Here is an 11,375-nt window from a genome sequence, read left to right on the forward strand (position 1 = left end):
ATACTTTGTTGCAGAGAGAATCCGAGAGAGGCGTGGAGTGCGATGAAGAACAAATGGCTGAGGGTGCTGCTGCCCGTCGTGGTGGTGCTGATCTGGCTGGTCGGTGCGGCGGTGGGTGGCCCCACCTTCGGGCGGCTCGAGGAGGTCTCGAGCAACGACCAGGCGTCCTTCCTGCCTGCCAGCGCCGAGTCGACGGAGGCCGGGGAACTGCAGCAGAGGTTCAGTGATTCGGACGCCATCCCGGCGGTGATCGTCGCCGAATCTGACACCGTGATCGGTCCGCAGGACCTCGGCTCCTACGCGGAGCTCGGTGCGACGCTCGGTGGGGTCGAGGGGCTCGAACCCCCGGCCGAGGGGGCGCCCGCGGTGGCGGGTCCCATCCCGTCGGAGGACGGTTTCGCCGTCCAGTACATCGCCTTCGTCTCCTCCGACGCGGAACTCACCGAGGTGGTCGGCGAGCTGCGGAGCATCCTCGACGACGAACTGCCCGACGGCGTCACCGGCTACGTGACGGGCCCGGCCGGGCTCACCAACGACCTCGTCGACGCCTTCAGCGGGATCGACGGCATCCTGCTCGCCGTCGCGCTCGGCGCGGTGTTCGTCATCCTCCTCGCCGTGTACCGGTCCATCGTGCTGCCGTTCCTCGTCCTGCTGACCTCGGTGTTCGCCCTGGCGACGTCGATCCTGCTGATCTTCGGTCTCGCGAAGCTCGACGTCATCCAGCTCAGCGGCCAGAGCCAGGGAATCCTCTCGATCCTCGTGATCGGTGCGGCGACGGACTACGCGCTGCTGCTCGTCGCCCGGTTCAGGGAGGCGCTCGCGGGCAACGCGACGAAGTGGGAGGCCATGCGGGTGGCCTACCGCGGGTCGTTCGAGCCGATCCTCGCCTCCGGCGCCACCGTGATCCTCGGCCTGCTGTGCCTGCTGTTCTCGGATCTGAACTCGAACCGGAGCCTCGGGCCGATCGCCGCCATCGGCATCGCCTTCTCGCTCGCCGCGGCGCTCACGCTCCTCCCCGCGCTCCTGCTCCTGTTCGGCAGGGCGGCCTTCTGGCCCCTGGTTCCGCGCTACGACCCCGAGGCGGCCGCCGTCGTCGCCCCCCACCACGGCAGGCATGCGGCGCCGACGGGCGCCGGGCCGGAAACGGGACTCGAACGGCTCAAGGGCCTCTGGCGGCGCGTGGCCCTGCTCGTGGCCCGCCGCCCGCGCGTGCTGTGGATCGCGTCCCTGCTCATCCTCGCCGCGGGTGCCCTGGGCCTGACCCAGCTGCAGGCCAACGGCGTCCCGCAGTCCGCCGTGATCCTGACGCCGTCCAACGCGGTCGACGGCCAGGAGGCCCTCGCCCGCCACTTCGACGCAGGCTCCGGGAGTCCCGTCTACGTCGTCGCACCCGAGGCGGACCAGGCGGCGACGCTGGAGGTCGTCACGGCGCAGGAGGGCATCTCCGACGCCGCCCTGACCACGGACCCGAGCGGCGCCGCCGTCATCGAGGACGGTCAGGTCCTCATCAGCGGCACGCTCGAATACCAGGCCGACTCCGAACAGGCCGAGGACGTGGTGCGTGAGCTGCGCACCGCGCTCGACGACGCCAGCCCGGAGGCGCTCGTCGGCGGCGTCACGGCGGTGGCGATCGACACGAACGACACCGCGCTCGCCGACCTCGTCAAGATCATCCCGATCGTCCTGGGGGTCATCCTCGTGGTGCTGGTCATCCTGCTCCGCTCCGTGCTCGCGCCGGTGCTCCTCGTGGCCAGCGTGGCGCTCTCCTACGCGACGGCCCTCGGGGTCTCGGCGGTGGTGTTCAACAACGTCTTCGGGTTCGCGGGGGCGGACGCATCGGTGCCGCTGTTCGGCTTCGTGTTCCTCGTGGCCCTCGGCGTGGACTACAACATCTTCCTGATGACGCGGGTCCGTGAGGAGTCCCTCCGCATCGGCACCCGGCCCGGCATCCTGCGCGGGCTCGGCGTGACGGGCGGCGTCATCACCTCGGCCGGCGTGGTGCTCGCGGCGACCTTCGCCGCCCTGGGCGTCATCCCGATCCTGTTCCTCGCGCAGATCGCGTTCATCGTGGCCTTCGGTGTCCTCCTCGACACCATCCTGGTGCGCTCGCTGCTCATCCCGGCCCTGTCCTACGACATCGGCCCGAAGATCTGGTGGCCGTCCAAGCTTGGCAGGGTGCCGTCCCCGCGGTAGCCGCAGGCGTGAATCCGGGGGCCGTGCGTCCGGGGTGCACGCGGGCCGGGCACGCAGCGGTGGTCGACGGCGTGACCCGGCCTGTGTGCGCACCGCGGATGGATGCTCCGCACAGCCGCCGCACAGCGTCGGGAAAGCCCCGCACAAGGTCCGGGCGGCACGCTCGGGGGACACCGGCGGTGCGGGATACTGGACCGCAACGCTTGCTCCGCAACGCTTGCCCGTGACCCACCGGCCGCGGCAGGACCCGAGGACGACACATGGCCGACGCCACGCACCATTCCATGACCGACAACCTCCCGCGCCTCGCCCACCCTGACGGCAGCCCCATCCGGGCCCTCGTGGTCGACGACGAGGCGAGCCTCGCTGAACTCGTCAGCATGGGCCTGAGGATGGTGGGCTGGAGCGTGACGACGGCGAACGACGGCCGCACCGCGGTCTCCGCCGCGCGGGACTTCCGGCCGGACGTCCTCGTGCTCGACGTCATGATGCCCGGCCTGGACGGCATCGAGGCGCTGCAGAAGATCCGCGCGTTCGCCCCCGGTGTCCCCGCGCTGTTCCTCACCGCGAAGGACGCCGTGCAGGACCGCATCTCCGGACTCTCCGCGGGCGGCGACGACTACGTCACCAAACCGTTCAGCATGGAGGAGCTCATGCTCCGGCTGCACCGGCTCGTGCAGCGCTCGGGCGCTGCGGCGTCGGACTCCGCCGAACTGGTGGTCGGCGACCTCGTGATGAACGTCGACACCCGCGAGGTCACCCGCGACGGCGAGGACATCGCGCTGACGTCCACGCAGTGGGAGCTCCTCCGGTACCTCATGGAGAATCCCCGCCGCGTGCTCAGCAAGTCCCAGATCCTCGACAACGTGTGGAAGTACGACTTCGGGGGCCAGGCGAACATCGTGGAGCTGTACATCTCCTACCTGCGCAAGAAGATCGACGCCGGCCGTGCGCCCATGATCCACACGGTGCGTGGCGCGGGGTACGTCCTGAAGCCCGCGGCCCCATGACCGCTCCGGACGACGGCGCCGGACCGGCAGGAGCGGGCCATCCTCTGCACCTGCGCACGAAGCTCATCCTGGTGACGCTCGGCCTGCTCACGGCGATCTGCGCGGCCCTCGGCGTCCTCAGCCACCTCGCGATGAGCAGCTACCTGACCGGTCAGCTCGATGCGGCGCTCGAGCTCGCCGCCGGACGGGCGGGGTTCCCCGGCGACCGCCCGCCGGGGGACGACGACGACCGGCCGTCCGGCGCCGTCGACCCGGAGAACGCGGCGGGCCAGCGGCCGGGCACGCTCAACGCGGTGTTCGACGACGGCCAGGCGCGGACCTCGGCGCTCGTGCAGGACGACGGGAGCACCCGGCCGCTGGGACCGGCCGACCTGGACCTGCTGGCGGGCCTCGACCCGGCCGATGCACCGGAGGAACTGACGCTCAGTACCGGCCACTACCGCGTGGATGCGGCCGGGATCCCGCCGGTCCCGGGCTCCGACGGCGCGGTCCTCGTCACCGGCCTGTCCACCGCCGAGCGTGACAGCACCCTCGTCTCCCTCGCCGTCACGGTCGCGGGCCTGTCGCTGGCGGGGCTGGCGCTGGCCGGTGCCGCGGGGACGGTGATCATCCGCCGATCGCTCCGGTCCCTGGAGGAGCTGTCCGCCGCGGCGACGTCCGTCTCCCGGCTCCCCCTGTCCTCGGGAGAGGTCACCATCCCGGTGCGTGTTCCGCCCGCTGCCGCGCGGCCCGGGACGGAGGTCGGCACGGTGGGGCTGGCCCTCAACGGGATGATCGACCACGTGGCGAGCGCGCTCCAGGACCGCCAGGCGAGCGAGATGAAGGTGCGCCGGTTCGTGGCCGACGCGAGCCATGAACTCCGCACCCCCCTGACGTCCATCCGTGGCTACACCGAGCTGATCCTCATGAGCGAGGTGGTGAGCCCGTCCGCGCGCTCGGCGCTGGAGCGCGTGGACAGCGAGTCCAGGCGCATGTCCTCCCTGGTGGAGGACCTCCTGCTGCTCGCACGCCTGGACGAGGGCCAGCGCGGCGAGGCGTCCGACGTCGACCTCACCGAGCTCGTGATCGAGACGACGAGCGACGCCCAGGCCTCCGCGCCCGGCGACACGTGGACCCTCGCCCTGCCGGACGAGCCCGTCGTGGTGCGGGCCGTGGAGGCCGAGGTCCGGCAGGTGCTGATCAACCTGCTCTCCAACGCCCACAAGCACACCCCGCCGGGAACCGCCGTGACCACCGCCGTCACGGTCGAGGAGGGGCTCGCCGCCGTCACCGTGACGGACACCGGCCCCGGCATCGATCCGGCCTTCATCGACACCATCTTCACGCGTTTCAGCCGGGCGGACACGGCGCGCTCCGCGGACGCCGGCAGCACCGGCCTCGGGCTCGCGATCGTCCAGGCCCTCGTCGAGGCGAACGGGGGGACGATCCGCGTGAGCAGCGAGCCCGGGCGGACCCGGTTCCGTGTGGAACTGCCCGTTTCACAGCCCCGGCACATCCCGCGTCGGGAGGACTCCTAGCATCAGCCCGTATACCTGGAGGGTGATACCCCGAGCGAGTACCGACGGCAGGCCCTCCCGCCGTCCGGTGCGTCGCGTCGTCGTAGCCCTGGTGGGCATCGACGGCGCGGGCAAGACGACGGCGGCCTCCGCGCTCGGCAGGCTCCTCGGGACGACGACGCCGACGCTGGTCCTGGCCAATCCTTCGGGGCGGCGCACCATGACGGCGTGGACGGCGCGGCTCGGCCTCTCCGTTCCGCCACGGATCCTCGACCTCCTGGAATCGCTGGTCCGGGCGGTCAACGTGCTCACCAACCATCTCCGCGCCCACCGGTTCGACGGCGTCGTCATCCTGGACCGGCACCTGCACTGCCAGCAGGCGCTGCGCACCACCCGCGGACTGCCCCGCGGCAGGTTCCTCGCCGCGCTGACGCGGATGCTGCCGGCCTCGGACGTCGTCGTCTTCCTCGACGTCAGCCCGGAGGAGGCCTTCCGCCGGATCGTCGTGCGGGGCGCCGACACCGAACGCGTCGAGGACCTCCGCGCCTACCGCGCCGGCTACCTCGGGCTCCCCGAATTCGACGGCTTCCGGCGCGTGGACGCCGACGGGCCGCTGCCCGGAGTCCTCGACGAGCTCGAGGAGATCGTCACGGGAGAGGGACGGCACCTGGAGCCGTTGCCGCGCGCGACCGGCAGGTCCCGCCTGATCGTGAGCCGGCGAGCGACGGCGGGCCGTCGTCCGCGTGGGGTGGACGGTGCCGCTGCTCCTGCTCGATAAGGTTTCAGGTATGAACGAGATCGCCACCTTCCTCGACGCCCGCATCACCGAGGACGAAAAAGCAGCCCGCACGGGCACCCTCCCCGAAGAAGTGTGGGGGGCGCGCGGCTGGTACGAGCCCGCCCGTGTCCTGTCCGAGTGCGAGGCCAAGCGCCGGCTCCTCCAGTTCGCGCTGTTCGACCTCGATGAGCCCCACGGGTCGAGCATGCTGAAGCTGCTCGCCGGACCGTGGGCCGGCCACGGGGGCTACCTGCCCGAGTGGAAGGCCTGAGCGGAGCACGGTCCGGGTCCGAGGATCCGAGAGCACCGGCCTGCACCGGCCGGTGCCGGGTGGCGCGAAGGTGAAGCGCAGCAGTCCTGTCTGCAAACGGCACGCTCCAGCGCAAGCTTTGCGCAAGAACTTCTTGCGGGTACACGCCGCCCTCCTGCCGTCGCTAGGCTTGGACGGTGCCCCTACCTTCAGCCCCGTCAGGCCCTGACCAGTTCCAGGGCCGGTCTCCGGTGGACGGTGCGGCACCCCTCCTGCACGATGCCGACCCCTCCTTCGACGCCCCGGGGAAAGCAGCGCCCCTCGTCGACCCCACGGTCCTCGCGGACATGCGGCGCGACTTCTCCGACCCCGCCGTCGTCCTCCGGTTCGTGCGTGACTTCTCCGCCACGCTGGAGGGCAAGCTCGAGCGGCTGGCGCTGCGGATCGAGGCCGGCGACGCCACGGGCGCCGAGGATGCCGTCCTCAGCGTGACCACATCGGCCATGATGGTGGGCGCGGTGCGCCTGAATCAGGCCGCGCGTGCAATCCACAGGATGATCGCCGCCGACGACCTCCACGGCGCCCGGCGCTCGGCGGCGCTGCTGCGCGCCTGCGCGACCGACACGCTCCGGGAACTGCGTGCCGGCTACCCGGACGAATCCTGAGCAGTCGGTCCCGGTCTAGTCCCTGTTCCGGGGCATGATGCGGAAGCCGACGCCCCGCACCGTCGTGATGAGGTCCGGACCGCCGTCGAAGCGCGCCAGCTTCTGGCGCAGATTGGCGACGTGCACCTCGATGGCCCGCTCGTCCGTGCGGCTGACGAAGTTGTAGCCCCGGTAGTCCCCGCCCCGGGACACGCGGACCAGCTCCTCCTTGGTCCGGACGGCGCCGTTGCTCCGCATCAGCTCCCACAGCAGGTTGAATTCGGTCTTCGTGAGCGGGAGCTCGACGCCGGCGCAGCTGGCGATGCGCGCGTCGCCGTCGACGGTGATCCCGCCGTTCCGCAGGACGTTCGCGGACCCGACCGGGGCGGCCTCGCCGTCGTCGGACGGGGTGGATGCGGCGGGGTCCGCGGGCTGGACCGGCGGGTGCTGCGCATCCTGTCCGATGCGGGGCCGGCGAAGCATCGCGTCGATGCGGGCGCGCAGTTCGCGCGGGCGGAACGGCTTCAGGACGTAGTCGTCGGCTCCCGCCTGGAGGGCGGTGAGGATGTCCATCTCGTCGCTGTGGCCGCTGAGCACGATCACGTAGCAGTCGGTGGTGTTGCGGATCCGGCGCAGGACCTCGTACCCGTCGATATCGGGGAGCCCGATGTCCAGGGTCACCACCATCGGATGCTGCCGGCGGACGACGTCGACACCCTCGCGTCCCGTGGTGGCACCGCTGACCACGAAGCCGCCCTGCTCGAGGACCGCGCAGACCAGGTTCCGGATATCGAGATCGTCCTCGATGACGACGGCGGCGCGGCGATCGCCGAGTGTGGGACTACTCATCGCGGGCTGTCCCGGGACGGCCCTGCGGGACGGCCGACGCCTGTCGGCAGGCCGGTATGGGAACTGAGGGGACGTGGCGTGTCCGAGGCATACTCCGTGGGCCTGTTCTCTTCGGCGGCCCGGCTGACCTCGAGGGTCCCGTGGCTTTGCGTCCCCGGCTCGCGCCGGGTTTGCCTTTGTCGACGAGCAGCTGCTCGCCCGATGATAGTAGCAACCCCGACCGACACCTCCGTGAACAAGCGGGAGGGCCGTCGACCGTGGCGTCACTGATGCCGGCGCAGCGTGCGGCCCCCGCGGTCAGCCCGTCCGTGCGGGCGGGCGGAGGAGGAGTGCCGCGGACCGCAGTACCGCGTCGCTGACGGCGGCCAGCGCCGTGGACCCGTGGCGCCACTGCTGCCAGTACAGCGGGACGTCCACGTGGCCTCCGGGGCCGAGCGGGACGAGGTCCTGCGGGTCGGACCGCAACTCCAGTTCGGAGACGAGACCCCACCCCATGCCGAGGCGGATCGCGTCTGCGAACTCCTGCGCCGCGGGCAGGTAGTGGCGCGGCGGATCGAAGGCGTGGCGGACGCGCGACCGCAGGTACTGGTCCTGGAGATCGTCCTTCCGGTCGAAGAGGACCACGGGTGCACGGGAGAGCCGTTCCGGCGTCGCCCCGTCCGCGAGCCAGGTGGCGCGGAAGTCCCGTGAGCAGACGGGCACGTAGCGCATGACGCCGAGCGGTTGCGAGGAGCATCCCTGCACGGGAGAGGCCACGGACGTGATGGCCGCCGAGGCGGCGCCGTCGCGCAGCAGCTCGAGGGAGTAGTCCTCGTCCTCCCGCAGGATCTCCAGCTGCAGGGTGTCTGCGACCCGGGCGAGGGCCGGCAGGACCCAGGTGTGCAGCGAGTCGCCGTTGACCACGATCGTGATCCGCAGCCGGGGGCCGTCACGGGTGGCGTCGAGCTCGGTGGCGAGGTCTGCCGACAGCAGTTCGAGCTGTCGCGCGAAGCGGATGATCGCCCGTCCCGCTTCGGTGGGGCGGAGGGGGCGGGTACGGGTGATGACCGGGCGCCCGACGGCCACCTCGAGGGCCCGGATCCGCTGGCTGATTGCGGAGGGCGAGACGGAGAGAGTGGAGGCCGCCGCCTCGAAACTCCCCTGGTCGATGATCGCGGCAAGAGCCGCGGCCTGTCCCGGATCGACGGATCTCATGAGCAATTCTTATCATGCTGAAGGAACATTAGTTTGTCTAAGCACGGACGCGGGGCCTAGCGTGGGCCCGTGATCTCCACTGCAGCCGGCGGCCTCGCCGCCGGCCTGACCCTGATCGTCGCCATCGGCTCCCAGAACGCGTTCGTGCTGCGGCAGGGCCTGCGGCGTTCCCATATAGCGCTGGTCGTGACGGTGTGCGCGGTCTCGGACCTCGTGCTGATCGTCCTCGGCGTCGGCGGGCTGGGAGCAGCGATCGAGCAGGCCCCCGTGCTCCTCGACGTGGTGCGGTGGGCCGGGGCGGCCTTCCTCGCGGGGTATGCCGCCCTGGCGGCGCGACGCGCACTCCAGGGGGAGCGACTCGACGTCGACGGCGGACACGCCACGATGTCCTGGCGCGCCGCGCTCGGCACGTGTCTCGCCCTGACCTGGCTCAACCCGCACGTGTACCTCGACACCGTGCTGCTCCTGGGATCGCTCGCGAACACGCATGGCACGCCGGGCCGGTGGTGGTTCGCCGCGGGTGCGGCCCTCGGCAGCATCCTGTGGTTCTCCGCGCTCGGCGTAGGGGCCCGCTTCCTCGCCCCCGTCTTCGCCCGCCCGCGGGCCTGGCGTATCCTCGACGGGCTGATCGCGGTCGTCATGCTCCTGCTGGCCGTGCTCCTCGTCCTGAGGTAGCGCGTGCGTCCGCGACCATGGAGCGGCCGGGCGCTACTCCTCGTTGGCGCGTTCCTCGATCCAGTCGGTCGCGGCGTCGGACAGGAAGATGCCATCGGGCCCGCGTCCGCCCATCCACCACGCATCGGAGGCGACGAGGCCGCCGGCACGGCTGATGTCGGCGACGACCTCGGGCGTGAGCGCCTCGCCGTTGTGGGCGATCAGCCATTCCCTGGTCGGCGGCGTGACGATGTTCCACCATTGTTCGAGGTCCATGCCGGACAGTATGGCACCCGCGGGTGTCACCCCGGTGCCCCACCGGATGGCGCCACCGGATGGCCTCACCGTCACCGATAGACTGGCCAGCACTGTCGCACCGACCGCTTGGATCCAGCACACGAGCGAACCACAGGAGGCACCATGCCCATCATCGAGTCGGCTCTCGTGAAGGCACTCGACGACGCGACGGCCAGTGACAAGGGTCGTTCGGCCGCGATCCTCGTCCACGACGGGCCCCTCCGTCAGACCGTCATCGGGCTCAGGAGAGGGCAGATCCTCGCTGAGCACAATTCCCCGCCTGCTGCGAGCATGTATGTGCTGCGGGGTCGGGTGCGGGTCACCGGGCAGGACCCATCGGAGGTGGCTGCCGGGGAGATCGTCGCGTTGACCCACGTGCGTCACGGTGTCGAGGCGCTGGAGGACTCCGTGTTCCTCCTGACCACCGTCACCAGCCAGGCCGGTGACAGCCACGGCGGTAGCCCCCGCGAGGAACACCCCGCCTAGCGCCGGAATGCTCCGCCGCCGGCCGCCCGCTGCGGCCGATGGTGGCGCGCTGCTCGCCGGCCCTCGCAGGCGACGCCGGCAGAGCCACGCGGGTGCCCCTCCGTGGCAACCAGTCCTCACGCGCCACTGATCCCCCGCGATCCACAGGGAACACGCGTACGGTGGCGTGATGGCAGCCTCCGAGTCCCGTCAGCAGCACATCGTCAGCACCCTCGTGGAGGCCCATCAGGACCTCATGGGCGTGGACCCCCTCGCCTTCCGGGCACGGTTCCGGAAGATGGCGGCGGATCCGTATGCCTTCTACCGGGGCAGCGCGGCGCTGTTCTACACCGATATGGCACGGCTCGACGACGCCTGGGCGGACGAGCGCACCAGCCGGGTGTGGATCCACGGCGACCTGCACGCCGAGAACTTCGGCACCTACATGAGCAACGAGGGCCGGCTCACCTTCGACGTCAACGACTTCGACGAGGCCTATGTGGGCCACTTCTCGTGGGACCTGCGCCGCTTCGTCGCATCGCTGACACTGCTCTGCTGGCAGAAGGCACTGCCGTCGCAGTCGGTCCGGGACCTCTCGCGCACCTATCTCGAGGCGTACCTCGGCCGGGTCGGGGACTACGTGGACGACGAGCAGTCCGAATTCGCCTTCGGTCTTGACAACACGGACGGGCCCGTCAACCAGGTGCTGCAGCAGGCCCGGGCGGCACGCCGGACGCGACTGCTCGACGCGCTCACGCTCATCGAGGACTACGAGCGCCAGTTCCGCGACGACGGCTCGATCCGGGTGCTCCCCGACGACGAGTACCGGGAGGTCGCGGACGCCTTCGACCGGTACCTCGACACGATCCCGGACAGCGAGCGGTCCCGGCGGCGGGTGTTCTACCGGGTGAAGGGCATCGTCGGCAAGAAGGGGTTCGGGATCGGCAGTGCCGGCCTGCCGACCTACAACGTGCTGATCGAGGGCTTCGACGAGGCGCAGGAGAACGACATCATCCTCACGATGAAGCAGTCGAACATCGCCGCGCCCAGCCGGATCGTCGACGACGAGCGGGTCCGGGGCTACTTCGCGGACGACGGGCACCGGGCCGTCATCAGCCAGCGGTCCCTGCAGACCCACACCGACCCGTTCCTCGGCTACACGACGATCGGCGGCGTCTCCTTCGTGGTGTCGGAGCTCTCGCCCTACAAGCGCGACCTCTCCTGGGAGGACCTGACCGAACCCGAGCAGATGGTGCCGGTCCTCGAGGCGCTCGGGCAGGCGACCGCGAAGATCCACTGCTCGACCGACGAGGACAGCGACCACGACCTCGTGCCGTTCCGCACGGAGACGGCCATCCTGGCCGCCGTGGACCGCTCACGCGACGACTTCCTCGAGGACATCGTCGGGTTCGGGGAGGCCTACGCCGAGACGGTCCGCGAGGACCATGCGCTCTTCGTCGACGCCTTCCGCGAGGGGCTCATCACCGCTGTACCGGCGGCCTAGACACGGGGAGTTGAGTCGGCCGGACTCAACTTCGTTTTGAC

The 11,375-nt window shown here is 70.9% G+C and carries 12 protein-coding genes and 1 riboswitch; of the genes, 9 read left to right on the forward strand and 3 right to left on the reverse strand.

The features are described 5' to 3' along the window. Window positions 1–42 precede the first annotated feature (42 nt). The 6 genes from IWX63_RS04715 to IWX63_RS04740 all read left to right on the forward strand — a co-directional run bounded on the left by IWX63_RS04715 (window position 43) and on the right by IWX63_RS04740 (window position 6,392). A complete protein-coding gene (locus IWX63_RS04715; protein ID WP_199277011.1) occupies window positions 43–2,193 on the forward strand; it encodes an MMPL family transporter in 2,151 nt (716 codons plus the stop codon). Between the two features lie 260 nt (window positions 2,194–2,453). Next, window positions 2,454–3,203 carry a response regulator transcription factor gene (locus IWX63_RS04720; protein ID WP_199277012.1) on the forward strand — a complete coding sequence of 250 codons (750 nt, stop codon included), beginning with the start codon at window positions 2,454–2,456 and terminating at the stop codon, window positions 3,201–3,203. After that, window positions 3,200–4,720 (forward strand): sensor histidine kinase, encoded by a 1,521-nt coding sequence (locus IWX63_RS04725; RefSeq protein ID WP_334685641.1) that lies wholly within the window; start codon window positions 3,200–3,202, stop codon window positions 4,718–4,720. Before IWX63_RS04720 ends, IWX63_RS04725 begins: the two co-directional genes overlap by 4 nt. Window positions 4,721–4,742: 22 nt before the next feature. After that, window positions 4,743–5,477: an AAA family ATPase gene (locus IWX63_RS04730; protein ID WP_199277013.1), complete on the forward strand. Its 735-nt coding sequence runs from the start codon at window positions 4,743–4,745 to the stop codon at window positions 5,475–5,477. A gap of 10 nt (window positions 5,478–5,487) precedes the next feature. Continuing rightward, the gene (locus tag IWX63_RS04735; protein WP_199277014.1) at window positions 5,488–5,748 is read left to right on the forward strand and encodes a DUF6221 family protein; all 261 of its coding nucleotides are present in this window, start codon (window positions 5,488–5,490) and stop codon (window positions 5,746–5,748) included. A gap of 176 nt (window positions 5,749–5,924) precedes the next feature. After that, window positions 5,925–6,392 (forward strand): hypothetical protein, encoded by a 468-nt coding sequence (locus IWX63_RS04740; protein ID WP_199277015.1) that lies wholly within the window; start codon window positions 5,925–5,927, stop codon window positions 6,390–6,392. Between the two features lie 15 nt (window positions 6,393–6,407). Here IWX63_RS04740 and IWX63_RS04745 read toward each other — a convergent pair whose 3' ends face one another. Together IWX63_RS04745 and IWX63_RS04750 are read right to left on the reverse strand one after the other, a co-directional pair. Next, on the reverse strand, window positions 6,408–7,220 hold the full coding sequence (locus tag IWX63_RS04745; RefSeq protein WP_199277016.1) for a response regulator transcription factor: 813 nt from the start codon (window positions 7,218–7,220) through the stop codon (window positions 6,408–6,410). A 110-nt stretch (window positions 7,221–7,330) separates the two neighbouring features. Next, a riboswitch (cyclic di-GMP riboswitch) is annotated at window positions 7,331–7,405 on the reverse strand. A gap of 112 nt (window positions 7,406–7,517) precedes the next feature. Next, window positions 7,518–8,414: a LysR family transcriptional regulator ArgP gene (locus IWX63_RS04750; protein WP_199277017.1), complete on the reverse strand. Its 897-nt coding sequence runs from the start codon at window positions 8,412–8,414 to the stop codon at window positions 7,518–7,520. A gap of 69 nt (window positions 8,415–8,483) precedes the next feature. Here IWX63_RS04750 and IWX63_RS04755 point away from each other — a divergent pair, with 69 nt between their 5' ends. Continuing rightward, on the forward strand, window positions 8,484–9,089 hold the full coding sequence (locus tag IWX63_RS04755) for a LysE/ArgO family amino acid transporter (protein ID WP_199277018.1): 606 nt from the start codon (window positions 8,484–8,486) through the stop codon (window positions 9,087–9,089). Window positions 9,090–9,122: 33 nt separating this feature from the next. Here IWX63_RS04755 and IWX63_RS04760 read toward each other — a convergent pair whose 3' ends face one another. Next, complete coding sequence (locus tag IWX63_RS04760) at window positions 9,123–9,344, reverse strand: hypothetical protein (RefSeq protein ID WP_199277019.1); 222 nt, start codon at window positions 9,342–9,344, stop codon at window positions 9,123–9,125. 144 nt (window positions 9,345–9,488) lie between these two features. Between IWX63_RS04760 and IWX63_RS04765 the strand changes: the two genes are divergently transcribed. Continuing rightward, window positions 9,489–9,851: a hypothetical protein gene (locus IWX63_RS04765; protein ID WP_199277020.1), complete on the forward strand. Its 363-nt coding sequence runs from the start codon at window positions 9,489–9,491 to the stop codon at window positions 9,849–9,851. Window positions 9,852–10,020: 169 nt separating this feature from the next. Continuing rightward, window positions 10,021–11,334: a DUF2252 domain-containing protein gene (locus IWX63_RS04770; protein ID WP_199277021.1), complete on the forward strand. Its 1,314-nt coding sequence runs from the start codon at window positions 10,021–10,023 to the stop codon at window positions 11,332–11,334. Window positions 11,335–11,375: the final 41 nt, after the last annotated feature.

The sequence above is a fragment of the Arthrobacter sp. CAN_A2 genome, assembly GCF_015752045.1.
In the GTDB taxonomy this organism is placed as follows: domain Bacteria; phylum Actinomycetota; class Actinomycetes; order Actinomycetales; family Micrococcaceae; genus Arthrobacter_D.

What these genes read in the sequence shown, in the direction of transcription:
- IWX63_RS04745 (WP_199277016.1), bottom strand. Translation starts at nt 7,220, where the DNA reads ATGAGTAGTCCCACACTCGGCGATCGCCGCGCCGCCGTCGTCATCGAG.
- IWX63_RS04750 (WP_199277017.1), bottom strand. Translation starts at nt 8,414, where the DNA reads ATGAGATCCGTCGATCCGGGACAGGCCGCGGCTCTTGCCGCGATCATC.
- IWX63_RS04715 (WP_199277011.1), top strand. Translation starts at nt 43, where the DNA reads ATGAAGAACAAATGGCTGAGGGTGCTGCTGCCCGTCGTGGTGGTGCTG.
- IWX63_RS04735 (WP_199277014.1), top strand. Translation starts at nt 5,488, where the DNA reads ATGAACGAGATCGCCACCTTCCTCGACGCCCGCATCACCGAGGACGAA.
- IWX63_RS04770 (WP_199277021.1), top strand. Translation starts at nt 10,021, where the DNA reads ATGGCAGCCTCCGAGTCCCGTCAGCAGCACATCGTCAGCACCCTCGTG.
- IWX63_RS04765 (WP_199277020.1), top strand. Translation starts at nt 9,489, where the DNA reads ATGCCCATCATCGAGTCGGCTCTCGTGAAGGCACTCGACGACGCGACG.
- IWX63_RS04725 (WP_334685641.1), top strand. Translation starts at nt 3,200, where the DNA reads ATGACCGCTCCGGACGACGGCGCCGGACCGGCAGGAGCGGGCCATCCT.
- IWX63_RS04720 (WP_199277012.1), top strand. Translation starts at nt 2,454, where the DNA reads ATGGCCGACGCCACGCACCATTCCATGACCGACAACCTCCCGCGCCTC.
- IWX63_RS04760 (WP_199277019.1), bottom strand. Translation starts at nt 9,344, where the DNA reads ATGGACCTCGAACAATGGTGGAACATCGTCACGCCGCCGACCAGGGAA.